Raw genomic sequence first — 25,955 nt, 5'->3', positions numbered from 1 at the left:
CCTCTTCGTTTTTATCAAGGTAGGAGGCCTTGTTATGCTCGCTAGATGGTGTCGTGAGCGGTACGACGAATCAGGTCGTCCTGCAGGTCCTTGGACAGGTCGCAGAAGTAGGCGGAGTAACCGGCGATACGGACGATCAGGTTACGATACTTCTCCGGCTCCCGCTGGGCGGCCTTCAGGGTCTCGGCGTTGATTACGTTGAACTGGATGTGCCAGAGGCGCAGGTCGCAGAAGGTGCGGATGAAGTCCACGAGCTTCTTGGTGCCTTCGGGACCTTCGACGCACTTCGGAGTGAACTTGATGTTCACCAGACGCGCGGCGCGCTCACGATAGTTGAAGTTCTTGGTGGTGTAGTTGGACAGCATGACGGCGGTCGGGCCGTTCTTGTCCGCGCCGTGGGAGGCGGAGGAGCCGTCGGACAGCGGAGTCCAGGCCTGACGTCCGTTCGGAGTCGCGGAAACGACCTTGCCGAAGGGAACGTGGGAAGTGAACGGGACGTAGCGGACGTCGAGGTGCACGCCCAGCTCCTGCTGGTACTTGTTGGCGAAGTCCACGCAGATGTGGTCCAGTTCCCTGGCGATGGAGTCGGCGTAAGGATCGTTGTTGCCGAAGCACGGGACGTTCTGCAGCATGGCGCGGACGTCTTCCTTGCCCTCGAAGTTGTTGCGGCAGGCTTCCAGCACTTCTTCCATGGTCAGCTTCTTGTCCTCGAAGACCAGCTTCTTGATGGCGGACAGGGAGTCGACAACGGTACCGATGCCCATGAACTCGAAGTAACCGAGGTCGATGCCTTCCGGCACATGCGGCTGGTGCAGGTCGACGGCGTACTTCATGCACAGGTCGTGCATGGCGGAACCGAACGGAGTCGCAAAGTGGTTCTTGCGGTTGTTGATGACGTGGTACTGCTGGGTGAAGGCGGTCTTCAGGAAGTAGACCTGCTGCGCCTTGTAGGCGTCGAAGAACTGGTCCCAGGTCTTGAAGGTGGTCGGATCACCGCTCTCGAAGGTCAGCAGCTCTTCGCCGTACTTCTGCATCCGGCCGTTGTACATGGCCATTTCCAGAGCGGCGGCGAAGTTGATGTAGGCGTTGCCCGAAGTGTAGGTGTCGCGGTTCGGCATACGGATCTCGGCGCAGCCGGAGACGGCGTAGTCGAAGATTTCCTCGAACTTGGCACCCTTGGACAGGTGCAGCGGGATGACCTCTTCATCGTTGATCAGCTTCGGGAAACCGGAGCCTTCCTTGATGGTCTCGGCGATCTCGGCGAGGAAACGCTCGGGAGAACGGGCGTGAATACGGGCGGCGAGATCCGGGTAGTGATGCGGGAACTCGCGCTTGGACCGCAGGAAGAGGTACGACAGCTCGTTGGTGGCGTCGAGGCCTTCCCTGGTCTGGCCGCCGACGGTGACGGCTTCCCAGTGGGCGTAGCCTTCGTTGAAAGCGCCGCCTTGAGGGGAGATGTAGAGGTCGATGAACTGGGCCATGCCGACGTACATGCACTCGATCAGTTCAATGGCCTTGTTGTCGTCCAGGATACCGGCTTCCACGTCCTGCACATAGTAGGGGTAGAGGTACTGGTCCATACGGCCGTTGGAGATGATGGTGCCGGTCTTCTGCTCGATGCGGGAGAACATCTGGGTAATCCACTGGGACTGAACGGCCTCGTGGAAGTTGCGGGCCGGGAACTCGGGCACGCGACGGCAGTTGGCGGCCATGGTCTCCAGCTCGGCCTTGCGGGTCGGGTCGGACTCTTTGGCGGCCATCTTCTCGGCCAGGTCGGCGTGACGGTTGGCCCACAGGATGACGGCGTTGCAGACGCGGACGATGGCTTCGTAGAAAGGCTTCTTCTCGGCGTTGGCGATCGGGGACAGCGGATCAAGGGCGTCCAGCTTCTCCTGGGCCTCGTCACGGATGCCGCCGAAACCGCGCTTCAGAATCTTCTCGTAGTCGTGCACCCACTGCAGGGAGGAACGGAAGGAAGAGGTTTCGTTGACGATGAACCGGGACTGCAGGCCGTCGGGATCGTCGTAGGTCAGTCTGTGAATTTCTTCGGGCAGCGCGATGTTGAGGGCTTCGTGGTAGGTCTTGCCCTTCCAGAACGGAGCGATCTGCTCGACCACGATGCGGGCGTCCTTCTCGCTGATGGAGAACGGGGAGCCCTTGCGCTTGGGCAGCTCTTCGACGGCCATGTCGAGGAAGTCGCCGTCCAGCTCGGGGTACAGGATGCCGTAGCGGCCCTGGTAACCGGCGCGTCCGGCCAGCAACTGATCGTCATCGATGTAGACGGTGATATTCGCGGCGACGTGCTCCAAGGCCTTGGCCCAGCGGAGGATCAGCGGCTCGCCTTCGGTCTTCTCCATGGACTGGGTGAAGTACAGGGCGCGCTCGACGTCGATCTGTGGCTTCTGGTTTTCAATGCGGTCGAGAATCTTGAAGACACGGGCATGAGTCTTGCGATACTTGTCCTCCTTGCCCTCAATACGATCCTGCAGGCGTCGTTCTTGCGGGGTCATAACCTCGCAGCAGTTCACATTCAACATTGATCATACTCCTTAACATGTGTGTACTATGTGGGTGCCTTCGCAATGGGAAAGCTCTGTTGCAACCCTTCGCCATCGGGCGATGACTCTCTAATGGCAAACGGTGTGCCAAATTTCCCAAAACAGCCAAAAACATCTCAACATACTAAAATTACACACTTAATTTTAAATAACCCTTTTGGCCTCCCTAACGGCCCGCATTTAACCCCGCCAAGGCACGATGCACTTTTGCATCACACTAGCGCCCTCATAAAAAAAGTATTTTATTTCAATATGATGTAATTATGATGCAGAATTGCATCGCGATGCAATTCTGCACAACACCCTATCCGCGCAACAAAAAAAGAGCCGCCCCGGCAACGGGACGGCTCTCCAAACGGCAACCTTTCACTTCTTAAAACCACCCTAGCCGGGCATATCCTCGCTATCGATTCCGGCCTTCTTGAGCTTGCGGAAAATGGTGGTCCTGTTGACATTGAGCTTTTCGGCGGCGCGGGTGGTGGAGCCGTACCGCTCGATGGCGTGCTGGAGGTACTTGGCCTCGATCTCGGCCATGATCGTCTTGAGGTCCTTGCCCTCCGCGTGCTCGAAATCGAAACCGATCCGGCCCGGCTCGCCGTGCAGCGTGGACCCGTTGAGCATCCTGACCGGAAGATGGCGCAGTTCCACCCGCTCGTCGTGAGTGGTCACGGCGAGGCTATGCATGAGATTTTCCATTTCGCGGATGTTGCCGTCCCAGCGGTAATTCAGCATGGCCTCTTCGGCCTTGGCGGACAGTTTCAGGTTCCGCTTGTACTTGGCGTTGAACTGCTTCCGGAAAAAGTGAAGCATGGCGTGGATATCCTCGCCCCGCTCGCGCAACGGCGGTGTCCGCATGACCGCCACATGCAGCCGATAGAAAAGATCGCTGCGGAAGCGGCCCTGCCGGACCTCTTCCTCCAAATCCCTGTTGGTGGCGGCGATGATGCGCACGTCGATGGTCCGCGCCTTGGTGGCGCCGACGCGCTGTATTTCGCTGTTCTGTAGGACTCGAAGCAGCTTGCTCTGCATGGACAGCGGCAGTTCACCGATTTCGTCGAGGAACAGGGTTCCCTTGTCGGCCACCTCGAACATGCCGGGCTTACCGCGAGAATCCGCCCCGGAAAAGGCACCGGGAGCATAACCGAACAGTTCGGATTCAATGAGATTTTCCGGTATGGATGTGCAATCGACCTTGAAAAAAGGCTGTCCCTTGCGGGAGCTTTGCTCATGCACCTCATGCGCCAGGACGCCTTTGCCGACGCCGGTTTCGCCGAGAAGAAGGATGCTGGCGTCTGTCTTGGCCACCCGGCGGAGCTGCTCATACAGGTCCACCATGATCGGACTCATGGGCTGGAACAGGCTTTCGTTGTGCTGCTTGATCTCCTGCTTGTACTTATCGATAAGCTGCTTCTGGGCGACCACCTGCTCCTTGAGCTGGGAAATGAGCGCGATATCGCGGACAAAGGTGACGACCAGTTCCACATCCTCGTCGTAATCGAAGATGGGATGGGCCATGAGCACGACCTTGCGCCCCTTGCTGGTCATCTGCACGGCAGTGGCCGACTTTTTCGTCTGCACCACCTTGGAGTTCAGGGCAAGGTCAAAAACCCCGCTCTCAACCAGGTCCTTCACATACTTGCCGACGATATCCTCGGCCTTCAGCCCGGTCAGGTTCTCGTACATCTCGTTGACGGTCAGGGTCTCGCCTTTCCTGTCCGTGATGTACAACCCGTCGCGCATGGTATCGAACACCTGGCAAAGGTAGCTCGAAATCAGATATTTATTCTTGGGAGCGATGCGTCTAGACCGCTTCACAGGTTCGTTGGTCATTCCGTATCCTTTGTTGTCCCCTGCCCGACGGTTTCGTCAGATACAGGAGTAGACCACCGAAAGGCCGGCGGCCATTATCACCGCCAGCATAATACCGCGGTACACCGCCTGGGAAGCGAAACGTGACACCAAAATTCCCAGGCCGCCGCCAGCCAGTACGGCGGGCGCTCCAAGAGCGGAATAGCGCAGGGTCTCCATGGACTCAAGTCCCGCCGCGACCTGCCCGCCCAGTATGGTCACGCCTGAAAGAATGAAACAGACCCCCAGCAATCCCTTGGCCGTCCTCTGTTCCCAATCTCCCATTGAGACATACACCGCGAGCGGAGGCCCGTTGAAACTGAACAGCGCGCCCAGCATGGTCGAAAAAAAGCCCGCCACGGCTCCCCACCGGTCATACGCCCGCCCCCGCCCGACCACACGCCGGCGAAACAGCGAATCCAGGCCATAGGCGACGAGGAACACGCCCATGCCCAGCCGAAGCCATTCGTCGGGCATGGCCCGCATGACGGCGAGTCCGGCCGCGACCCCCGCGACGCCCCCCGCCAGCACGTAGGGCATGGCGCGCCAGGGGATATGACGCCGGTAGGCCCAGGCCATCTGCATATTGAGCATGACGATGATCGGCATGGCGCTGACCACCGCCGTTTCCATGGGCAAATATATTGTGATGACGGGCATCGCCACCATGGCCGCGCCGAATCCGGCGACATTGTTGACCACGCCCGCAGCAAACCAGGCCGCGCAAAAAACAGCTATTTCAGACATTGCGACGCTCGAAGCAAATTGCCTGCCATTCCGGACGGCGCGGGCGGCATCGAAGCCTTCGGTAATCGAACGCGATGGTATGGACCTTGCTTACCGGGGGTCTGCGCAACGGCGCACCCAACCATAAGGAGTTTTTGAAATGAAGGTTATCGATTTCAGGTTCAGGCCCAATACCCCCGAAGTAGTCAACGGCATAGCCAACAGCGCGATGTTCAAGGATCTGTGCGAAGCCACCAACTTCGACAAGCAGAAGCCCGAGCCGTTCGACAAGATCATCGAAGGACTGAACAAGAATAACGTCGTCAAGGCCGTCATCACGGGACGCGACTGCGAGACCACATACGCCTCCATGGCCAACGGCAACGGTTCCCTCCTGGAGTTCTGCACCAAGGCGCCGGACAAGTACGTGGGCTTCTGGGGCATTGACCCGCACAAGGGCATGGCCGCCATCCGCGACCTCCAGCAGGCCGTGACCGAGAACGAGACCATCTGCGGCGCGGCGATCGATCCGTACCTGGCCAAAATCTACGCCAACGACGCCAAATACTACCCCGTCTACGCCAAATGCTGTGAGCTGAATATCCCCATCATCATGACCACCGGCACCGCCAGCTTCGTTCCCGGCGCAGTGATCGACCACGTCGCCCCGCGCTACATCGACTTCGTCGCCCGCGATTTCCCGGAGCTGAAGATCATCATGAGCCACGGCGGCTACCCCTGGGTCAACGAATCCATCATCGTGGCTCAGCGCAACAAGAACGTGTATCTCGAATTTTCCGAGTACGAGCTGTGGCCCATGGCTTCCGCCTACGTCGAAGCGGCCAACAACCTCATCAGCGACAAGATCATGTTCGCCAGCGCCCACCCCTTCATCGACTACCGCGAACAGCTGGAAAAATACGCCGCCCTGCCCTTTGAGGACGACGTCCGCGAGAAAGTCATGTACGGCAACGCCGCGAAGCTCCTCGGCCTGTAATCACTTCGAACAACAGCCATTACAAGGCTGTTCGGACAGCCCTTCCCAATGCCTTGGCCGATCTTCGGCCAAGGCATTTTTCATGCAATCAACCCCAGACGTCTCCGCGCCGAAACGCCCCTCGTGACATTCGGAACGAATAATTTAGCCCAATTCCAGAAAAAATTCGCCAAAAACACCCTCTGCTTCAGCCCGGTTGCGATGCATAATTGCATCGCGTTGCTGTTTTGCATCAATCTAAAATTATCCATAAATACCAGCACAATAACAACACAAAGACCTCATTCCCTTGCCCCCAAATGCAGGTTTGCAACGTTTCCCGGATGTTGATAATCCTTCTGCTCTGCAAGGCGGACTTGTTCTTTCTTTCACGTTCTGAATTGGCTTCTCCCGGCGCTTTTCCGGGGTTTGGTCCGGCTTACGGGCATGTTTCCATCCTGGAAATCAAGCCCGATCAGGACAAATTTCACATTCCGGATTGTCACAAAAAGCTGGCACATCATTTGCTGAATTAGAGACAGGCAGTGGTTTTTTATAATCCTTTCAGCATCTTATCATATTGGGGGAATAGTGTTTAACACTAACACAATCAAACGGGGAATCGTCTTCGCCTGTCTCCTGCTCCTCGTATCCGGGTGTCAGCTGGGCAGGCACAGCGACTGCGACGTCATCAAAATCCGTCTGGCCCACCCCATGGCCCCGGGGAACAACGTCACGCTCGGTTACGAGAAATTTGCGGAACTGGTGAACAAAAAGTCCTGCGGCAAGATTGTTGTCGAGGTTTACGGCAGCAGTATGCTGGGCAGCGACCGCGTGGCCATGGAATCCGTACAGCGCGGCTCGCTTGAGATGGCTTCCAGCTCCTCTCCGAACATGGCCAACTTCTCACCGTATTTCATGATCTTCGACTTGCCCTACATTACGGACATCAAATACCAGCAGAAGATATACGACGCCCTGGACAACGGCTCCCTGGGCTCGTTCTTCGACAGGCTCGCCGAAGAAATCAACCTCAAGCCGATCATGTTCAGCGAATATGGCTACCGTAATTTCGTGACCACCGGCCAGCCCATTTCCTCGGTCGAAACCTTGAAGAAGCTCAAGGTGCGCGTCACGGCATCTCCGGTCGAGATCGAAGTCGCCAAGGCGCTCGGCATGAGCCCGACCCCCATCGCCTGGGGCGAAACCTACACCGCCATGCAACAGGGCACCGTCGACGCCGAAGGCAACACATTCTCGCTCCTGACCGACTCGAAGCACGACGAGGTCATCCGCTATGCCGTCGATTCCCGTCACAACTATTCCATGCATATTCTTATGGTGAACAAGGACTACTGGAAACAGCTCCCCGCGGAAGCCAAAAAGATCATCAAGGAAGCCGCCGACGAAGCGCTCATCTACCAGCGCTCCATCACAGCCGCCCTTGAGAAGAAGGCTGAGCAGAAGTTCATCGACGAGGGTATCAAGATCCACAAGCTCACCCCTGAAGAGCTGGCCGAATACAAGGCCAAAACCCGCCCTGTCTGGGATCTGTTCACCTCGAAGATTCCCGCCGAACTTTTCACCATGGTCCAGGAAATCCAGCAGTAGGCTGGTTCCTCGACAGACATAAGGAATATCCCCATGGAACACGTAATGCCGACATCTCACGTCACCGAGGAAGCGCGCAAAGGCGGATTTCTCGGATGGCTCGACGAAAATATCGAGAAGCCCTTTCTGTTCGCCGGGCTTCTGGCCATCATTCTGATAATCACTTTCCAGACCTTCTACCGCTACATCATCACCCAGTTCACCGACGGCGCAGGTTCCGCCGTCTGGACCGAAGAGCTCGCCCGGTTCATATTCATCTGGATATCCTACCTGGCTGCATCCATCGCCATCAAGAACCGTGAGAACATCCGCGTGGACTTCGTCTACGACAGGCTGCCCGTCAAATGGCAGCCCGCGTTCTGGATCGTCAACGATCTCTGCTATCTGGTCCTGGGAGTCGTGGTCCTGGTCATGGGCATCGACCTCGTCCGGTTCCAGATCCGCTTCCCGCAGATCGCCCCGGCGCTCCAGATTCCGTACTATCTCCCCTATATGATCCTGCCCATCGGCTTCGGGCTCATGAGCCTCAGGCTGGTGCAGGACATCTGGAAGGAAATCAAGAAGGCGGGCATCAAGTCCGGCATCGCCGCCGCAGGCATCACCGCGGTCATCTTCGCCCCGGTCCTGATCGGCATTGACCTGGCCTCCACCACCATTCTCTTCGGCTATTTCGCCATATTCCTGGTGGTCGGCGTGCCCATCGGCATCAGCCTCGGCCTGGCCTCGCTCGTCACCCTGATCGGCTCCGGCACCCTGCCCGTGGACTACATCGCGCAGGTCTCCTTTACCTCCATCGACTCCTTCCCCATCATGGCGATCCCGTTCTTCATCGCGGCGGGCGTCTTCATGGGCTCGGGCGGGCTGTCCACCCGGCTGTTGAACCTGGCCGACGAAATGCTCGGCTCGTTGCCGGGCGGCATGGCGCTTGCCACCATCGCGACCTGCATGTTCTTCGCGGCCATCTCCGGTTCCGGCCCCGCCACCGTGGCGGCCATCGGCTCCCTGACCATCCCGGCCATGATCGAACGCGGCTACGACAAGTTCTTCGCCTGCGCCATCGTCGCCGCTGCCGGAGCCATCGGCGTCATGATCCCGCCCTCCAACCCGTTCGTCATCTACGGCGTCGCCTCCCAGAGCTCCATCGGCAAGCTCTTCATCGCAGGCGTCATCCCCGGCGTCCTGACGGGCCTGGTCCTGATGGCCTTCAGCTACTGGTATTCCAAAAAGAAAGGCTGGATGGGCGAAGCCAAGGAACGTTCCCCCAAGTCCATCGCCAAGGCCTTCTGGGATGCGAAACTCGCTCTGATGGTTCCGGTCATCGTCCTCGGCGGCATCTACGGCGGCCTGATGACCCCCACCGAAGCCGCGGCCGTGGCCGCCTTCTACGGTCTCTTCGTCGGCCTGTTCGTCTACAAGGGACTGAACATGAGCAACATCGTCGACGCCTTCATGGAGGTCTGCTCCACTTCGGCGATCGTCATCATCCTCATGGCCATGGCCACCGTGTTCGGCTACGTCATGACCGTCGAGCAGGTGCCCGCCAAGATCGCATCCTTCATCCTCGGCGTCACCGAGAACAAGATTCTCATCCTGTTGCTCATCAACGTCCTGCTGCTGGTCATCGGAACCTTCATGGAGGCCCTTGCCGCCATCGTCATCCTGGTCCCGATCCTGTTGCCCATCGTCACCAAGGTCGGCGTTGATCCCGTCCACTTCGGCATCATCATGGTCGTCAACCTGGCCATCGGCTTCGCGACCCCGCCCGTCGGCGTCAACCTGTTCGTGGCCTCCAGCGTGGCCAAGGTGAAGCTGGAAGAGGTCTCCAGACAGATCTTCCCGATCCTCGGCCTGATGATCCTGGTCCTGCTCGCAGTGACCTACATCCCGGAACTCTCGCTGATGTTCATCGGCGACTGATCCCACCTCCCTTAACGACGAAAGCCCCTGAGCATCATATGCTCAGGGGCTTTTTACTTTCATGGCAATCTTCGAATCCGACACCTGCTGTTGCGGATATGGCGTCAACCCTCGGGACAACTCGCCGAAATCTGACCGCGAGCCGAGTTTCAACCAGGCTTGACACAAATCGGCCGATTCACGCGGGAGCCACCTTTTCCAATGCGGAAAAGGATTGCATTCAAAAAAGCCGGCAAGACAGCTCTCACCGAAACAGTTAAGCCCCGGAAACAAATCTTCCAGGGCTTTCATTTTCAATCAGTCTTTTTTCGTGCGGGATGGAGACCGGAGTATCCAAGACATGATGGGTATTGCAACACCTATGACGATGAGTGCCCCCCCAAATAGTCGAGGATACAGTATCGGGACATCGTGATGATACATCTCTCCATCGGACACGCCCGACACTCCCATGAAGACAAAAACAACAGCCATGAACATTTCCCACAACTTAAAACGTTTCAACGTCTCCCCCCACATCTTCAATTCCCTCTATCCTATTCCTAACACCACACCCGCCGCTCCGGCAGGGACTAGCCAAGGAGAAGCCGAATTAAAAACAAAAAAAAACAATTCTCACCCACAGTCACCTCGACCGAGCGTCACATGACAACCATAGTGACCCCGCAGCATTGACCGAATAATCGCAGAAATACCCAACCAAAGCTGATCCCCATTGTACCCGATGAGATGAGGAGAAAACCAATCTCAATGAGGGTGCCATAATTCCTCCCCCCCCGAGCAAACTGACCCCAAATCACGATCGTGAAGCCCCCCGCTACGCCACGACCGGCACGGGTGCCCCCCAGCGGAAGCGGCGGACATATAGCGGACATATTCCCGAAATCCGCCGCTCAGACATGAAAAAAGGGTCTCAAGTATTAACTTGAAACCCGAAACTTTCTTTGGAGCTGGAGGGGATTGAGCCCACGACTTCTTGAATGCCACTCATGCGCTCTCCCCCTTTTTCATATATCAGGACTCCCCATTGGGGGTAGCCAATTGAGAATGGGCAGAACTTCTACTAAAACATCTTGAAAATACCTATCTGAACCAGATCAGACCTGACGTCTAACTTATTGTTGAACACTCCGTTAAAGCCGCTGTTTGTAAATGATGGTGCTGCATCCAGGACACGCGGGAATTCATAATGTTGGTATCTTGCCCTGATCCCCCAACCCTCTTCCAGCATATATTCATAGCCGGCCCCCGCAGTCCATCCCAGGCTGAGTTGTTTCTTGTCAACCGAAGCAGTATTCCCGCCCATATTATCATCCTCAAAATGGAATTGGCACCTAAATTCAGACACCGCCGGTCCGGCGGAAAGATACACCAAAGACCTGCCGAATGCATAACCGAGGCGCAGCTTGAGGCTTGCCATCCAATCTGACGCAACTCGGGTACGGATGTCGAAAGATTGGAAGGGCACAGAATCGTAGTAGGTTGTTCCGGAATCATGCTTCTCGTCAAAGGGAGCATATGTGAAATCCCCTTCGACCCCCAGGACCCAATTCTCGACCTGATGGTTGACGCCCGCGAACACCGAAGCGGCAAGCGAACCTTCATTCATATCTTTCGACCCAATGGAATCCAATTGGGCCCGGTCTACGACATCAAAATAATTGCCATCGATGCCGAGCTCAGGGTCGGCCTGTCCATAAGCAAAACCTAAAGCGCCCCCCACGTAGAGGCCGTTCCATTGCACAGGGAGCGCCGAAGGCGCTGCGTCGCCCGCCAAGCCCAAAGTTGGCGCAATGAGAAAAGAACAAAGAAGAACAGACAAGACAGGGATACGCATGGCAAAAACTCCGACAAGCAAATGACAATTCCATCAGGCTATGGTTTCACAAGACAAAGCCACAAGCTCTTCTCTTTTTTTGAAGAGAACTATACCACAGGAAGCAAGTTTACCTCTTAGCCCATTTTACCACTCACATTAAATACAACTTCATCAGCCAGCCATTAGTCCACAACAATCAACAACGGCCCCATCTATCATTTATATATCCATTTGTATATCCCACAAAAAAAGGCTTTGTGGAGCTGGAGGACATTGAACCCACGACCTCTTGAATGCCATTTTTTGTTCGCACTCGATCCAATCATCACGCGAACTAATTAAACAGGACCTATTTCTCGACAAGCTTACTCGAAACTCATTCTCGTTATTATGCTGGGAACTAGGAATGTCGAAAATTTCGCATGGACAGGGAAAAAAAAGACATATGGCGGACACCATTGCTATTCAATTTACCCACGACACGCATTCTTGACAACATTGCGCAACACTTCACCTCCACCAAGTTGTTCCCCATTCGCACAAGGACATTGCATTTAGAGCATTGGCCGTGCCCGGCATTAAACGATATTCCATCGGCGATCATGGTTGCGAGGCACACAGCTGGGCCTACAGGTGGTCCGATGGCTTCTCTTCATGCCATGGGCCTAAACGGAGTTTCCTTCCCAACAAAGCCCCCCCGTTGCTTGAAGCCGACAAAAGCGATATAGGGTAGTTATTAATTCCGAACTCCGGAGGACATCATGCGGCGCATCCTGTTAATTCCTTTTACAGTGTTATGCATCATCGCAACCAATTCCGTGTACGCATGCGCGGAGGACTCCACCGCCAGCCGTGAATGGCAATTCGAGCTTACCCCCTACCTATGGTTCATCAACATTTCCGGAGACACGAGCGTAAGGGGGAATTCCGGGACCAGCGACATGGAATACAGCAAAATATCCGACATGCTCGAAGAGAGCTTCGCGGTCTACCACGAAGGCCACAACGGCGAATTCGGATACATCGTCGACGCGTCGTATATGCAGTTGAAGGGGGAGGAAGACACCGCTATCGGCTCTGTCGGATACAAATCCGAACAAACCGTGCTGGAAGTGCTGGGTTTCTACTCCCAACACGTACTCTCAGACTCGCGCATCGACTACCTGGCGGGGATACGGTACAATGACGCCAAGATCACCTTATCCAGAAACAACAGCTATTCCAGAGGGATTGATTGGGTCGACCCCGTTGTCGGGCTACGTTGGGTGACCCATATCAACGACAAAAGCAAGATAAGCATCCGAGGTGACATCGGCGGTTTTGGCTTGGGGTCTCAACACACATTGATGGGGGCCGTCACGTACGACTACAACCCCTGGAAGCATTTCGGATTCAAAGTCGGCGTCAAAGCCGTAAACACCTATTACACCCAAGAGAAGAACAGCTACAAGACGGATTCCACCACATGGGGACCGTTGGTCGGATTCAACATCCTTTGGTAGCCCTTTCCCCGCGACGTATGTCCAAAGATAGTGAAAAAATCTTGGGGCTGACATAGATTCCTTCGTATTCGAGAAAACCATGGCGTTAAAGAGATCGCGCGTATCAGGATACATTTCGGGACTCTTATAAAGTATTTTATAGCTGGCGCCTCGGCCAGGACGACCTGTCAAAGTCCTCGTGGCCGCAGGAGAATCCCTGTTTTTTTATACAGTAGTCCCGTGCGCTGTGCTTCTCAAATTGAACCAGCCTCTATTTTTGGCTGCGGTCAGCATATGTCTTTATATAAAGATCGTTCCCCCTTCATCGAACTTCATGCATGGAGGGCCGTTCCTTTGAATCGTTGAGTTCAGTCAAAACGGGCAGTTTCACCCGCCCATGTAAACGACGAAGACAATCGCCACGGAAAGCCCCTTGAGAGAATAACCGTTTCCTTCACCTTTGCGACAATGCCAGGAGGCTCCATGTCGGCTCGACGAATCGTCATCTTAGTATTCATGGTGGTCTTTGGCCTTCAAACCTTCATTGGGGGCTGCACAAACTATAATCGGCAGCGTGGCGTGGAGAATACATGGCGGAAAATCGATCTGTCCGAGATCGTGCCGGGGAAAACTTCTCAGATGGAGATCGCCAAAAAACTGGGCCCACCTTCCCAAATCATCAACCTCAATCATGGGACCGTCTTTTATTACCTCGCCGAGCAAACCAGGGGAGGCGGAGCAATATTTATTATTTTCAATACGTTGAATGAAAAGACAACCTACGACCGCGCTGTCTTCTTCTTTGATGAGAACGGGGTGCTTAGCGAGTATTCTCTGAGTCACGAGGCAATCGGGGATGACCAGAAGTAACCCTTCCGCGGCGATCTGCCGGGCAGTTCTGGCCCTCGTCGCAATCCTCAGCGGCTGCACCGTCATCCATTCGGAATCTCCCGACATCAGGGAGTTCGATACGGATCAACACTCTCAGGCGGAAATCCATTACAGTGCCGTGCTTTACGAACTGGGGCCGCCGACCAAGATGTCCCAATTGGGTGAGGGCATGGTCTGGCTTTATGAAGATGTCGATCTTATGGAAAAACAATTCGGACTTGGTTTCAGGGATTGGCCGCTCACGGTTTTCAAATTTAATCTCGGTTCCGGTGAAGGCTCCTATATGGGGCAGGTGATGGTCTTTGATGGAGATGGAAATCTGCTCAGCATCGGCAAGGTCCATAAAGACATATCTCTCGGTAGTGGTGCGGGTTTTCAATTCGTCTTCAAGGTATCCAGTCTGGTCAACCTATCCGACATGCGGGGGCTGGCTACGCAAAACGCCTGGGGGCAATCCATGCTGAAACCTATGCCTGCCAGCCTGAACAATGCACAGGATTTGGAAAGCGGGGAACATGGGGTCGAGCTTAAAACCACACCAGCCTTTTCGGGACAAAACACTCTGGCCGCTCCTTGAACAAATTTGAACGTAATCGAAACAGTGCGCATGAATTTCGGGACTGCACAGGTTGGCTCCCCCAGGCCATAAATACAATAGACGAAAACTTTGCGAACCCAATCAACCCGTTTTTTGTTCCTATCATATTGAAGCCTTCCCTCTGTTCTTACCGTGGCGCGCCGCAAAGTCCTTCGCCTCTTGATATGAAGTTCATTGGCTATGGTACGTTTTATTTAAAAGCTTTCTCAGCGGGAAAAAGCTCATGCCACCGGGCATCGAGGGGGGAGTTCTACAAAGATCGGAGCGCGCGTTGACGTGGGCCCCGACGCCCGAAAAGGGCGTTGTCCAACCAACCGGTATACTGGCGAACACGCCGCAAAAACAAAGGATACACCATGAAAAACAACGCACGATTTTTCACGGCCGTTCAAGTTCTGTGCGCTACGGCTATCCTGGCCCTCCTTTGCCTTTTTCCTGGGCCGACCAACGCAGATAACGGTTCCGACGCCATCGACTGGGAATACCAGCGGGCATACCAGCGCGGCATCGAAGTAATGAACTGGGCTATACCCGCCGTGAGCATTCTCAATCTCCGCCGGGCCTGTTTCGACCTGGGAGGCGACTTCAATACCGTATACTGGATATCGCAACCGCCGACGGCAAAGCAGGAAACCCTGACCGCCAACAACCAGACGCCCTATGCCTCGATCTTTCTGACCACAAAGGATGGGCCGGTGATCTTGGAGATTCCGCCCGCAACCAAAGAGGCCGCCATATTCGGCAGCGGGGTGGATGTCTGGCAGGAGCCAATTGTGGACATGGGACCTGCGGGTCTGGACCAGGGCAAAGGCGGCCGGTATCTGTTCCTGCCTCCCGGGTTCAAGGGGGAAATCCCCGAAGGCATGTTCCCCGTCAAAATGCACCTCTATGACATATTCATCGCCCTGCGGTGCATTCCGCTGGGCAAGGCCACCTTTTCCGATGCCGCCGAATACTCCAAACGGATCAACGCTTACCCTTTAAACGCCGTCCCAAATCCCCCAAAGGGCGAGTACATCGACATGGCGGGCAAACACCTGCCCACCCTCCCCACCTATGACATGAGCTTTTTCCGAACAGTGGCCGAACTCATGAACCACGAGCCTCTGCTGGAAAGGGACAAGGTGATGGGCGGGATGCTCGCTTCCATAGGCATTGAAAAGGACAAGCCGTTCACCCCCGACGGGACAGTAAAAAAGGCGCTGGAACAAGCCGCGAAGGACGGCTTCGACTACCTGGAATATATGTTCGAAACCACCGGATACTCCACCCAACTTTACTGGAAGGACAGGCAGTGGCTCGGCGTACGAGAACCCTCGAAAGAAGGTTTCGTCTTTGCGGAAGGCGACATCCTGCTTCTGGACCAGCGGGCGGCCATTTTCCATTGGGTGACTTATGTTCCCCGCCGTCTGGGCAAGGCCAGCGCCTACCTGATGACCATGCGCGACGATCAGGGAGCGCTGTTGTCCGCAAAAGGCAACTACCGGCTGACGGTCCCGGCCGATGTCCCGGCCAAGGATTTCTGGTCCGTCATCGCCTACAGCAAAAAAACCAAATCCTTCATCTACAACGATGAGGAACAAGTCGGATTGTCCTCTTATGACAAGAAATCCATGCACTTGAATGACGACGGCAGCGTGGACATCTACTTCGGGAAAACCCCTCCCAAGGGGTTGGAGGCCAACTGGATTCCGACCGCAGGCGAAGATTTTTTCCTGTTATTTAGATTTTATGGCCCGGAAGAACGATACTTTGACAAAAGTTTCAAACTCCCGGACGTCCAGAAGATGAGGTAGACTTGTCGGCCAAAAAGGCGACAAGGGCTATGCCTGCGAACATACTGACATTGAAACTTATATTATGAGGCAATGAAAATGAGAGTGTATTCGTTAGCAGCTCTTTTACTGGCTCTTTGCTCGTTATGCGGATGCCTTGCAAAACAGGCTCAACAGGGAATGAAGATGACGACGGAACTGCCCGAATCAATTGTCATTCCGGACAGGTTGCCTACGAGTATCGGAACGCTTCGATTCTTCGACGGCTACCCGACCGCCAAGACCGTGGAAAAGGCGTACGACTTTCTCGATCTTCAACGCGGCGTGGACGTCTTCCTGGATGAAATGTCGGCGGGGTCCATGGTGGCCATACGCGCCGGGCTCCGGGAATTGGGTGTACGCAAAGTCAACCAGGTGGCCATTTTCCAGGACCTGATGGACTCCAAGTCGCTCTGGCTCACAGCCAACACGGAAACGGTATACGCAATTTCCTTCCTGGATTTGAAAAACGGTCCCGTTGTCATCGAATCTCCGCCCAAGATTCTTGGCATTCTCGACGACATGTGGATGCGGTATGTCGGTGACATCGGCAATGCCGGTCCAGACAAGGGCCGAGGGGGCAAGTTCCTTGTCCTGCCTCCCGGATATGATGGCAAAAAACCGCAAGGCTACCATGTGTTCGAGTCCAGAACCTATGGCGTCTGTTTGATAGTCCGCGGCTTTCTGGTAAACGGCGAAACCGGACCGACTGTCGCCAGCCTGAAAAAGCAGCTCAAGGTCTATCCACTGAGTGAGTCCGCCAACCCTCCGGCAATGGAATTCCTGGAAATATCGGGGGCATCCCACAACACCATCCATGCCAACAACTTCAAGTTTTTCGAAGAAATTAACGAAGTCATCCAGGAAGAACCCATTGACGCGATCTCACCGGAAGCGCGCGGAAGGCTTGCCCTGTTGGGAATTGTCAAAGGTCAGCCGTTCAATCCCGATGATCGGATGCGCAAGATATTGAACGAAGGGGCGCAGCTCGGCGCAACCATAGCTCGATCCATAATCTTCGCCGCCAGAGACGAATCCACCTGGGTCTACCCTGGTGATCCGACCTGGTTCAATCCGTTTGCCATAGGCAACCACGAATTCATGACCAAGGGCGAAGGACTCAATCGCGATGCCCGCTCCATGTTCATGTATGGGGCAATAGGCATCACTCCGGCCATGGCTGTGGCCATGCCCGGCATCGGTTCACAGTATGCAGCAGCCTGTCGCGATGCCGATGGCAAATATCTGGACGGGTCAAAAACGTACAAGCTCACTCTGCCGACCGGTATCCCTGCCAAGGACTTCTGGTCGATCGTTGTCTATGATCCGCAAACAAGATCCATGTTGCAGACGGATCAGCGCTACCCGAGCCTCAATAGCCTACAGGGAAATGTCGCTGCCAACGCCGACGGCTCTGTAGACGTCTATTTCGGGCCAACCGCGCCAAAGGGCAAGGAAAACAACTGGATTCAGACCGCCCCAGGCAAGGGTTTTTTCCTCATCCTGAGGCTGTACGCCCCCCTGAAACCCTGGTTTGATCAAACGTGGCGGCTTGGACAGATCGAACAATATAAGGGACAATAATCAGTAAGGACCATTAACAGAAGAAATGTGGGACCACGGAGTAACGTTTTAAGGTGAACAGTTTATCGAAAGACTAAGCCGAACACCTCTCAATATCCCACCGATTTAATTTGTATATTCTGTCTACCCCATAAATAAAGGCTTGGAAGGGAAACCTTCCAAGCCTTTAAAATTCTTGGTGGAGCTGAAGGGAATTGAACCCACGACCGCTTGAATGCCATAGCGATCTTGCAATAAGGAATGAGGACTGTTGAAATCATTGGGAGAATCCATCGGGCAGGTCCTCAAGAAAATATTCATCAAGATGTTGGAGAAGGTCACCCCGCACTCCCACAGCAGGGCTGCCTATTTCTAAAACAGGACTTATTCCTCCGCGAAGCCCATTCGGAACTTTTTATGATATGCTGTGCGGAAGGCGAGAAATGCCGCCGAGTTCGCATGGCGTCAAAAAACGCGGACACATGGAAGTTATCCCCTCAAGGCCCGCCTAATGGGCCAACCATTTGCGGCACCAATGCAGATAACCCACCACAGAGAATGCGCGACTCCGCGTGTCCCACTTTCGACAATGCATTCTTTCCCCGGCCCCCTTTTCAAAGGCTTCGATACGGGATATATCAACGGCCACTGTAGGTTAGAGCGCATGGCCTCGTCTGATTGTTTCCTACATCGCTTCCGACTACTGACGGCAACTTCTGGACTGATTCCCACTGCGGATATTGAGGAAGAAAAATGACCCCCCTCGATAGAATGGGCTTGGACTTCAGACAATTCGTCCATCTCATCGACAATTTACACGACGAAATACTCATCTACGACAACAAGTACCGGCTCCTTTACGTCAACAAGGCATGTGAACGCCATTACGGGTTCACGCAGGAGGAAATGCTCGGGCTCTCGTACTGGGACATGGTAAAAAAATACCGGGGCTGGGACAATTCCGTACTTCCGGTTGTCTACGAGCACAAACGGCCCGTCAAACAAAAACAAAAGACCTATCTCGGCTACGACGTCCTGACCATCGCGGTCCCTGTTCTGGATAAACAGGGCGAAGTGGAATACGTGCTGCTCAACATCCGCGACGACTGCAATGAATCCCAAATTGCCTGGAGAGACGGACTGGTGGACAAGCAGCAGGACAAGCTCGACGAACAGCCTGACGACCTCATCTATCACAGTTCCGCCATGGCCTGGATAGTGAAGGCCGCCCGTAAAGTGGCGGACCTCAGCGCCCCCTGCCTGCTGCTGGGGGAGTCCGGATGCGGCAAAAGCCTGCTGGCCAAATTCATCCACTCCAAAGGGTGCCGTGCCGACAAGCCGTTTGTCGTGGTCAATTGCGCGGCCATCCCCCGGGAATTGTTCGAATCTGAGCTCTTCGGCCACGTCAAGGGCGCGTTCTCCGGCGCGACTCACGCCCGAGGCGGCCTTTTCGCCAAAGCCGAGGGCGGTACGCTGTTCCTGGATGAAATATCCGAACTGCCGCCCGCCATGCAGGCCAAATTACTGCATGTCGTTCAAGAAATGGAATACCGCCCCGTGGGCAGCTCGCAAACAATTAGCGCCGACGTGCGCCTTCTCGCCGCCTCCAACAAAAACCTGGAACGCATGGTCCAAAGCCGCGCATTCCGTCAGGACCTGTATTTTCGGCTTAACGTATTCGACATCACCATCCCTCCGCTTCGCGAACGCGACAAAGACATCCTGCCGCTCCTCTATCACTTTTTGCATTACTTCGGAGTCAAATACGGCCGGACCAAAACTCTTACCCCGGAAGCCCAATCATTTCTGCTTCAGTACTCATGGCCGGGCAACGTCCGAGAATTAGCCCATCTCGTGGAGCGCATGGTTGTAACGGTCGAAGGCGAAACGCTCACCTTGGATCACCTTCCCACCTCGGTGTATCAAACTCCCATCCACACCCCCCTGCCCAGTCATGCCGACTCCCTGGACGATGCCCTGCAAAAAACGGAGCGTGAATTGATCCGAAAAGCGCGCCAGACGTACGGCAGTACACGCAACGTAGCCGGCGCGCTGGGGATAAGTCAGTCGCGGGCCAGTCGGCTCATCCGAAAATATTGCCCACCCACTGAGTCATAAGCGGCTCACGAGTCAATCCAGACTCACTGCATTTTACCCGCTCGTTGCGCGGTTTTTTCATTATTCCGAGTCAAAGATGACTCGATTTTGCATTTCAGAAAAGAAAGCACAGCTCTTGGTTGATCGATCAATCAATTGTTTTTATTACATTTTTTCGAAAAAAGGATGGAACTCTTTTTTGGCACGCCTCTTGCCCATACGAAATGTCCGCATTGGTACCACCGGACACGAAGTTGTTGGAATTGGCTTAGGGAATGGAAACCGTAACTTCAAGCGTATCGACGGCCGTGGCCGCTTAGGCCGGGGGTCATGGTCCCGGTGCGCAATGTGGAGGCTGTATGCTCGAAAATCGTGCCGTTCGTGGTTCCGTGTTTGCATTGTTGACGACCATTATATGGTCCGGAAACTTTGTGGTGGCCAGGATGGCCGTGGGCAAGATCTCGCCCATGAGCCTCGGTGCCGCCCGCTGGCTGGTGGCTCTGTGCGCGCTGTCCTGTTTCGCCCTTCCAAAATTGAAGCGCGAATGGCCTGTGGCAAAAAAATTCATGCCCCAAATTCTGGTGGCCGGGCTTACGGCCGTCACCTTATACAACCCGCTGTGTTATCTCGGCGCTGCGACCACTTCAGCCATAAATCTGGCTCTGATCTCCGTAACAACCCCCATCTTCATCGTCATCATCTGTTCTCTGCTCGGTGAAAAACAGTCCACCAACACTTGGATTGGCTGTACCATCGCCCTGCTCGGCTCCATCTACCTGGTGGCCGACGGACAGCTCAGCCGGCTGGTGGGACTCCAATTCGCCTTTGGCGACATCCTCATGCTCGGCGCGGCCATCGGCTTTGCCGTGTACAGCATCGTGCTGCGGAAAATTCCCGCCGGACTTTCCCAGAGCACCATCTTGACGTTAATGGTCTTTTTCGGCCTGATCATGCTCATCCCCTTCCTCATCTGGGAATGGTCCCAGCCCTCGGCACACATCGAATTCAGCGGCACGGTGATCTTCAGCATCCTCTACACCGGCATCGGCAATTCCCTGATCGCCTGGTGGCTATGGAATCTGGCTTTGGAGAATGCGGGAGCCGCCCGTGCGGGCATGATCTACTATGCCTTGCCCCTGCTCAGCGGCATCTTCGGCTACCTGTTCATCGGCGAAACCATGGGCATGGTCCATCTGGTCAGCGGCATTCTGATCGTCGGCGGCATCATCTGGAGTTCACGAAAGCCAAAAGTCGAAGCGGCTTCAGTCGAAGCAGCACAATAGCCGACACCCCAACCGTCAACTAACCGATCTCGCTTGTTTATTTCAGCAGCGTTGCTGCCGAACAGGTGAAGTACGCCCAAATTCCGGTGCCAAACCCCGCCCGATCCGGGCGGCAAAGTGAAACCAAGGAAACCGATCATGAAACAGAAAGATATGAAGCGAATCAGCCTCCATGTGAACGGGGAAACCCACGAATTGCAGGTGGAATCACATCTCGTCCTCTCCAAGGTGCTGCGCAACCAACTCGGCCTGACCGGGGCCAAGGAAGCGTGCGGCGAAGGCGCATGCGGCGCCTGTACCGTGCTCATCGACGGGATAGCGACGCCTTCGTGCATGGTCCTGGCCGTGGAGCAGGAAGGCAAGGAAATCGAAACCATCGAAGGGTTGTCCAAAAATGGAAAGCTGCACCCCATCCAGGAGGCCTGGCTGGAGGAATATGGAGCCCAATGCGGCTTTTGTTCTCCCGGGATGATTATGTCCACCAAGGGACTGCTGCTCAAGAACCCGGACCCCTCCGAAGAAGAAATCAAAGAGGCATTGGGCGGCAACATCTGCATTTGCAGCAACTACGAGCACATCATCAATGCGGTAAAAAGCGCTGCCAAAAAGATGAGCGAGGAACGAAGCAATGGCTGATACGAAAGCGGTAGGTTCCAATGTACGGCAAAAGGACGGCAACCCCCGCGTTACTGGAGAGGCGAAATATTACGGCGACTTCCAGTTCCGGGGTATGCTTGAAGCCCGGATTCTGCGTAGCCCGCATCCCGCGGCGGACATCCTGAGAATTGACACCAGCGAGGCCGAGGCCATGGAAGGCGTTCATCTGGTCATGACCTCCGACAACTTCCCCACGGCCTTTCGCAAATCGGTCTATTATGTGGGCGACCTGGTGGCCGCAGTCATCGCGACAGACGAAACCGTGGCCGAGGAGGCCATGAACGCCATCAAGGTCGAATACAAGACTAAGCCCTTTGTCATGGATCTGGTGGAAGCCATGGATCCCGAATCGCCCCAGGTGTTCGAAGGAGAACCCAACAGCCACGACTGGGAGTACCACGCCTATTTGAGTGATCGCGATCCGGAAACCGGCCTGTACAAGACCAGTACTCCGGCGGAATACAACGGCTTCGGCGACGTGGAGCAGGGCTTTGCCGAAGCGGATGTCATTGTGGAACAAAAGGGTTTCCGCTACGCCTACTGCAAGTCGCCCACCATGGAGCCCCGGGGCTGCACGGCCCGGTTTGACGGCGTGAAGCTGCATGTCCACACCCACTCCCAGGGGTTGCATGACGAAAAATATCGCCTGGCCGAGGCACTGGGCATCGGTTCGCACAATGTCAATCTGGTTTCGCCGTTTACCGGTTCCAGCTTTGGCGGAAAGAACGCCACGGTACTGGACCCCAACCTGCCCTCCCATTACCTGCTTATCGCCAGCTTGGCCTGCCTGCATTTGAAAAAACCGGTCCACTGCGGCTATTCCCGCGAGGAAGAGATGCTCTGCGGCTGGTCCCGCGGCAGTCTGAACGACGTCAAAATAGGCTTCAAAAAAGACGGTACCCTGACTTCGATGGACTTTCAGCATTGGCAGGAAGTTGGCGCCAGCGGCGACAAGTATCCGGCAAAAAACGCCATGCTGGCCACAGGAGCCGTCCTCTACTCGCATAATTGCAAACACATGCGTGGCCAGATTCATTACGTGTACACCAACCGCTACACCGCCGTGGGCTGGCAGGGATACGGCGCGCCCGAGGGTATTTTCCCGGTGGAGGTCACCATGGACATGGCGGCCGAAAAATTGGGCATGGACCCCATTGCCCTGCGCAAGATGAACTGCATGCGCACGGGCGATATTGACGCCGGATGGGACCCGCTGAGCTACAAATCGGCCATCATCTCCTCGTCGGGCATTCATGAATGCCTGGACGCGGGAGCAAAGCACCTGGACTGGGCCAATCAATGGCAGCATCCAAACGAAAAGACCGGACGTGTTCGCCACGGAATAGGTGTGGCCATCTTCGCCATGGGCGCGGGACGCCCCGGCCCCGGCAATTCGAGCGAAGCCATGGTCAAGATATTCCCCGACGGCTCCGCCGCCTTGGTCTGCGCCGTGGCCGACATCGGGCAAGGCCAGCACACCGTGCAATGCCAGATCGTGGCCGAAGTGCTGGGCATCCCGTACGAAAAGGTGGGACTTGTCTGCGCGGACACCGATTCCACGCCGTTTGCCACGCTGGTCTCCAACAGTTGCGGCACCTGGCTTCAGGGATGGGCCACATACGAGGCCGCCATGGACGCCAAGAACCAACTGCTTCGATTGGCCTCCCAAAAACTCGGTATGCCTCCCCAGGCTCTGAGCATGGGAAAGGAAGGGGTCTATGTGACCGCCGCCCCGGACAAGGGCGTAACCGTCAAAGAAATATTCGGCCCCATCGGCCATTACGGCGGCCGTCACGAGATCATCGGCTCCTACGTCAACGATTCACCCCACCCGAATTGCCTCAGGAACGGTAACAAGGACGAACTGTATATCCCCAAGGAAAAAGGCGCTCAGTTCATCTCCCTGGACGTGGACACCGAGACCGGCATGGTCTCCGACGTTCGTGTGACCATGGTCCAAAACGTGGGGCGCGCCCTGCACCCGAAAATCGTTGAAGGCCAGTTGCTCACCGCCCGCCACGGCGTGGAGCATGCGGTGCTCGGCTGTGAATGCATCTCGGACAAACGCACCGGCAGGCTCCTGGTGCCCAACTTCGTGGAATACAAGCCGTGCACGGCCATGGACTGCACCATCGAGCCGATGGTCCTGGAAATCCCCGGCGATCCGACGCACCCCTTCGGGGCCACAGCCTGCGGCGAAGGTGCCGCCTGTCCGTCATTGGCCGCGTTCTCCAACGCCATCTACAACGCCATCGGCGTCCGGCTCACCGAGACGCCCTTCACCCCGGCAAGAATCCTCTCCGGGCTCGGCAAGATCAAATCCGGAAAAGGGGGCAAGTAAATGAAACGGTTCAAGCACCTGGAAGCCACGAGCGTCGACGAAGCCGCCGCAGCCCTGCAACAGTATGATTCCGCCCACGTCATCGGGGGCGGCAGCGATCTCATGGGGTGTCTCAAGGACAACCTGTGGATGGAAAGCCCCGAGGCGATCATCAACCTGAAAACCATCCCCGGTCTGGACGGTATCCGGCAGGACGAAGACGGCCTGCATTTGGGTGCGCTGGTCACTCTGACCCGTATCGCCGAGTCGGATGTCGTGCGAAACACCTGGCCGGGCCTGGCCGAGGCCGCACGCAAAACGGGATCTCCCCTGTTGCGCAACATCGGCACCATAGCCGGCAACATCTGCCAGCAGAACCGTTGCTGGTACTACCGCTATCCCGATAAGCTGGGCGGACGCATCGACTGCGTGCGCAAGGGCGGCAAGCGCTGTCTGGCCGTGCCCGGCGACCATCGGTACCACTCCATCTTCGGCGCGGTAAAAAAATGCATTGCCGTAAATCCCAGCGACACGGCTCCCGCCCTGGTGGCGCTCGACGCCCTGGTGGAAACCAACAAGCGCACCATCCCCATCGACGAGTTCTTCTCCGCCGAGAGGGGTGCCGTCTCCACTGTCCTGGAACATGAGGAGATCGTCACCGGCATCTCCGTCCCGCATCCCGGGGCGGCGGGGCGCAGCGCGTTCCGCAAGATAGCCCTCCGCCAATCCATCGACTTCGCCCTGGTCAACTGCGCCGCGGCCCTGACTCTGGATAACGGCAAGATTGCAACCGTTCGCATCTGCCTCAACGGCGTCCACAACAATCCCTACCGCTGCATCGAGGCCGAGGAGTATCTGGCAGGCCAGCCGTTGACCCGGGAATCCGCGACGCAGGCGGGAGAATTGGCCCTGGCCAAGGCCAAACCGCTGCTGTTCAACACCTACAAGGTACCCATGGCCAAGGCCGTCGTGGCCGATACGCTCATGGATTGTCTGAAACAGGCATAACCGGCAGGCACACGTCATGAAACAGATCATTGCCAAGGTTTCCGGCGTGCTGCTCGCTGCGGGAAAGTCAACCCGGATGGGCAGGGACAAACGGTTCCTGCCCTTCCGGGGCCTCCCCCTGCTTCAGCATGCGGTCAACGCGGCCCTTGGTTCGCGGCTGCATGAAGTGATTGTCGTGTTGGATGAAGCTCCGGCCCGGCTGCCGAAGCTGGATTTGTCGGGCTGCCGCGTGGTAGTGGACCCGGCGGCGTGCCTGGGGCAGGCCGAAGCGCTCAAAAGCGGGCTGCAAGCTCTCGACGGCGCGGACGGTTGTATGGAGCTCATGGCGGATCAGCCATTGCTGACGCCCGCCACCATCGACCATTTGATCTGGGCATTTTCTCAACACCCGGATTTTTGGATCGTACCGACGATCGAAGACATGCAAGGCCATCCGATTACGGTTCCGGCGGCCTGGTTCCCCCGGCTGAGAGAACTGGGGGGCGACACGCCCGCGCGCGCACTCATCGCCTCGCGCGGGCTCGCCCTGCGCTTGTTGAAAGTGGACCATCCGGGGCCGTTCATCGACATCGACACAGCAACCCAATATAGCCTGCTCCTCCGCCGCCACGAAGCCGCGCAGGGCTTGCAAGCGACATAACCGGAGTACGAAACATCGGATCGGTTTTTCGTCCGTTGGCGGAGCGCCACCAACCTGAACGGGCTGATACACCTCCTTAAACGCCCACCCATCGGCAGCAAAGGCTGTGTGCTCCGCCCAGGTCGACCGGCCCTGATACACCAACGCA

The 25,955-nt window shown here is 56.1% G+C and carries 19 protein-coding genes; 15 read left to right on the top strand and 4 right to left on the bottom strand.

Features of this window, described 5'->3' with window-relative positions:
• Positions 1 to 41: 41 nt before the first annotated feature.
• The 3 genes from hpsG to PSN43_RS04865 all read right to left on the bottom strand — a co-directional run bounded on the left by hpsG (position 42) and on the right by PSN43_RS04865 (position 5,153).
• Entirely contained in the window at positions 42 to 2,537 is a 2,496-nt protein-coding gene (hpsG, locus tag PSN43_RS04875; RefSeq protein WP_272699587.1) for a (2S)-3-sulfopropanediol dehydratase, read from the bottom strand.
• Between the two features lie 405 nt (positions 2,538 to 2,942).
• Positions 2,943 to 4,388, bottom strand: a complete 1,446-nt coding sequence (locus PSN43_RS04870) for a sigma-54 interaction domain-containing protein (RefSeq protein ID WP_272699586.1) — start codon at positions 4,386 to 4,388, stop codon at positions 2,943 to 2,945.
• 36 nt (positions 4,389 to 4,424) lie between these two features.
• On the bottom strand, positions 4,425 to 5,153 hold the full coding sequence (locus PSN43_RS04865; protein WP_272699585.1) for a sulfite exporter TauE/SafE family protein: 729 nt from the start codon (positions 5,151 to 5,153) through the stop codon (positions 4,425 to 4,427).
• A 139-nt stretch (positions 5,154 to 5,292) separates the two neighbouring features.
• Here PSN43_RS04865 and PSN43_RS04860 point away from each other — a divergent pair, with 139 nt between their 5' ends.
• The 4 genes from PSN43_RS04860 (at position 5,293) to PSN43_RS04845 (ending at position 9,636) form a co-directional block, all read left to right on the top strand.
• A complete protein-coding gene (locus PSN43_RS04860) occupies positions 5,293 to 6,129 on the top strand; it encodes an amidohydrolase family protein (RefSeq protein WP_272699584.1) in 837 nt (278 codons plus the stop codon).
• A gap of 323 nt (positions 6,130 to 6,452) precedes the next feature.
• Complete coding sequence (locus tag PSN43_RS04855) at positions 6,453 to 6,644, top strand: hypothetical protein (RefSeq protein ID WP_272699583.1); 192 nt, start codon at positions 6,453 to 6,455, stop codon at positions 6,642 to 6,644.
• A gap of 55 nt (positions 6,645 to 6,699) precedes the next feature.
• Positions 6,700 to 7,719, top strand: coding sequence for a TRAP transporter substrate-binding protein (locus PSN43_RS04850; protein WP_272699582.1), 1,020 nt, complete (start codon positions 6,700 to 6,702; stop codon positions 7,717 to 7,719).
• Between the two features lie 33 nt (positions 7,720 to 7,752).
• The gene (locus PSN43_RS04845) at positions 7,753 to 9,636 is read left to right on the top strand and encodes a TRAP transporter large permease (RefSeq protein ID WP_272699581.1); all 1,884 of its coding nucleotides are present in this window, start codon (positions 7,753 to 7,755) and stop codon (positions 9,634 to 9,636) included.
• A 1,063-nt stretch (positions 9,637 to 10,699) separates the two neighbouring features.
• On the opposite strand, the gene PSN43_RS04840 is transcribed toward PSN43_RS04845, so the two are convergent.
• Positions 10,700 to 11,473, bottom strand: coding sequence for an outer membrane protein (locus PSN43_RS04840; protein ID WP_272699580.1), 774 nt, complete (start codon positions 11,471 to 11,473; stop codon positions 10,700 to 10,702).
• 800 nt (positions 11,474 to 12,273) lie between these two features.
• Here PSN43_RS04840 and PSN43_RS04835 point away from each other — a divergent pair.
• From PSN43_RS04835 to PSN43_RS04785, 11 genes are all read left to right on the top strand, one after another.
• Positions 12,274 to 12,957 carry a hypothetical protein gene (locus tag PSN43_RS04835; protein ID WP_272699579.1) on the top strand — a complete coding sequence of 228 codons (684 nt, stop codon included), beginning with the start codon at positions 12,274 to 12,276 and terminating at the stop codon, positions 12,955 to 12,957.
• Between the two features lie 462 nt (positions 12,958 to 13,419).
• Positions 13,420 to 13,806 carry an outer membrane protein assembly factor BamE gene (locus PSN43_RS04830; protein WP_272699578.1) on the top strand — a complete coding sequence of 129 codons (387 nt, stop codon included), beginning with the start codon at positions 13,420 to 13,422 and terminating at the stop codon, positions 13,804 to 13,806.
• A complete protein-coding gene (locus tag PSN43_RS04825) occupies positions 13,793 to 14,404 on the top strand; it encodes a hypothetical protein (RefSeq protein WP_272699577.1) in 612 nt (203 codons plus the stop codon). Before PSN43_RS04830 ends, PSN43_RS04825 begins: the two co-directional genes overlap by 14 nt.
• Positions 14,405 to 14,781: 377 nt before the next feature.
• Positions 14,782 to 16,221, top strand: a complete 1,440-nt coding sequence (locus PSN43_RS04820; protein WP_272699576.1) for a DUF1254 domain-containing protein — start codon at positions 14,782 to 14,784, stop codon at positions 16,219 to 16,221.
• A 165-nt stretch (positions 16,222 to 16,386) separates the two neighbouring features.
• Positions 16,387 to 17,823: a DUF1254 domain-containing protein gene (locus PSN43_RS04815; RefSeq protein WP_272699575.1), complete on the top strand. Its 1,437-nt coding sequence runs from the start codon at positions 16,387 to 16,389 to the stop codon at positions 17,821 to 17,823.
• 732 nt (positions 17,824 to 18,555) lie between these two features.
• A complete protein-coding gene (locus PSN43_RS04810) occupies positions 18,556 to 19,920 on the top strand; it encodes a sigma-54 interaction domain-containing protein (protein ID WP_272699574.1) in 1,365 nt (454 codons plus the stop codon).
• Between the two features lie 338 nt (positions 19,921 to 20,258).
• Positions 20,259 to 21,182 (top strand): DMT family transporter, encoded by a 924-nt coding sequence (locus tag PSN43_RS04805; protein WP_272699573.1) that lies wholly within the window; start codon positions 20,259 to 20,261, stop codon positions 21,180 to 21,182.
• Positions 21,183 to 21,320: 138 nt separating this feature from the next.
• A complete protein-coding gene (locus PSN43_RS04800) occupies positions 21,321 to 21,818 on the top strand; it encodes a (2Fe-2S)-binding protein (RefSeq protein WP_272699572.1) in 498 nt (165 codons plus the stop codon).
• Positions 21,811 to 24,180 (top strand): xanthine dehydrogenase family protein molybdopterin-binding subunit, encoded by a 2,370-nt coding sequence (locus tag PSN43_RS04795; RefSeq protein ID WP_272699571.1) that lies wholly within the window; start codon positions 21,811 to 21,813, stop codon positions 24,178 to 24,180. The genes PSN43_RS04800 and PSN43_RS04795 overlap by 8 nt, the downstream gene beginning before the upstream one ends.
• Positions 24,181 to 25,167 carry an FAD binding domain-containing protein gene (locus tag PSN43_RS04790; RefSeq protein ID WP_272699570.1) on the top strand — a complete coding sequence of 329 codons (987 nt, stop codon included), beginning with the start codon at positions 24,181 to 24,183 and terminating at the stop codon, positions 25,165 to 25,167.
• Positions 25,168 to 25,183: 16 nt separating this feature from the next.
• Complete coding sequence (locus tag PSN43_RS04785; RefSeq protein WP_272699569.1) at positions 25,184 to 25,807, top strand: nucleotidyltransferase family protein; 624 nt, start codon at positions 25,184 to 25,186, stop codon at positions 25,805 to 25,807.
• Positions 25,808 to 25,955: the final 148 nt, after the last annotated feature.

The organism is Desulfovibrio sp. Fe33 (genome assembly GCF_028532725.1).
In the GTDB taxonomy this organism is placed as follows: Bacteria; Desulfobacterota; Desulfovibrionia; order Desulfovibrionales; family Desulfovibrionaceae; genus Pseudodesulfovibrio.
The sequence above is the reverse complement of the archived record's forward strand: the minus strand, read 5'-3'. Positions and strand labels throughout refer to the sequence as shown.

What these genes read in the sequence shown, in the direction of transcription:
- PSN43_RS04790 (WP_272699570.1), top strand. Translation starts at nt 24,181, where the DNA reads ATGAAACGGTTCAAGCACCTGGAAGCCACGAGCGTCGACGAAGCCGCC.
- hpsG (WP_272699587.1), bottom strand. Translation starts at nt 2,537, where the DNA reads ATGTTGAATGTGAACTGCTGCGAGGTTATGACCCCGCAAGAACGACGC.
- PSN43_RS04785 (WP_272699569.1), top strand. Translation starts at nt 25,184, where the DNA reads ATGAAACAGATCATTGCCAAGGTTTCCGGCGTGCTGCTCGCTGCGGGA.
- PSN43_RS04870 (WP_272699586.1), bottom strand. Translation starts at nt 4,388, where the DNA reads ATGACCAACGAACCTGTGAAGCGGTCTAGACGCATCGCTCCCAAGAAT.
- PSN43_RS04815 (WP_272699575.1), top strand. Translation starts at nt 16,387, where the DNA reads ATGACGACGGAACTGCCCGAATCAATTGTCATTCCGGACAGGTTGCCT.
- PSN43_RS04795 (WP_272699571.1), top strand. Translation starts at nt 21,811, where the DNA reads ATGGCTGATACGAAAGCGGTAGGTTCCAATGTACGGCAAAAGGACGGC.
- PSN43_RS04820 (WP_272699576.1), top strand. Translation starts at nt 14,782, where the DNA reads ATGAAAAACAACGCACGATTTTTCACGGCCGTTCAAGTTCTGTGCGCT.
- PSN43_RS04860 (WP_272699584.1), top strand. Translation starts at nt 5,293, where the DNA reads ATGAAGGTTATCGATTTCAGGTTCAGGCCCAATACCCCCGAAGTAGTC.
- PSN43_RS04800 (WP_272699572.1), top strand. Translation starts at nt 21,321, where the DNA reads ATGAAACAGAAAGATATGAAGCGAATCAGCCTCCATGTGAACGGGGAA.
- PSN43_RS04845 (WP_272699581.1), top strand. Translation starts at nt 7,753, where the DNA reads ATGGAACACGTAATGCCGACATCTCACGTCACCGAGGAAGCGCGCAAA.
- PSN43_RS04825 (WP_272699577.1), top strand. Translation starts at nt 13,793, where the DNA reads ATGACCAGAAGTAACCCTTCCGCGGCGATCTGCCGGGCAGTTCTGGCC.
- PSN43_RS04830 (WP_272699578.1), top strand. Translation starts at nt 13,420, where the DNA reads ATGTCGGCTCGACGAATCGTCATCTTAGTATTCATGGTGGTCTTTGGC.
- PSN43_RS04855 (WP_272699583.1), top strand. Translation starts at nt 6,453, where the DNA reads ATGTTGATAATCCTTCTGCTCTGCAAGGCGGACTTGTTCTTTCTTTCA.
- PSN43_RS04865 (WP_272699585.1), bottom strand. Translation starts at nt 5,153, where the DNA reads ATGTCTGAAATAGCTGTTTTTTGCGCGGCCTGGTTTGCTGCGGGCGTG.
- PSN43_RS04805 (WP_272699573.1), top strand. Translation starts at nt 20,259, where the DNA reads ATGCTCGAAAATCGTGCCGTTCGTGGTTCCGTGTTTGCATTGTTGACG.
- PSN43_RS04810 (WP_272699574.1), top strand. Translation starts at nt 18,556, where the DNA reads ATGACCCCCCTCGATAGAATGGGCTTGGACTTCAGACAATTCGTCCAT.
- PSN43_RS04840 (WP_272699580.1), bottom strand. Translation starts at nt 11,473, where the DNA reads ATGCGTATCCCTGTCTTGTCTGTTCTTCTTTGTTCTTTTCTCATTGCG.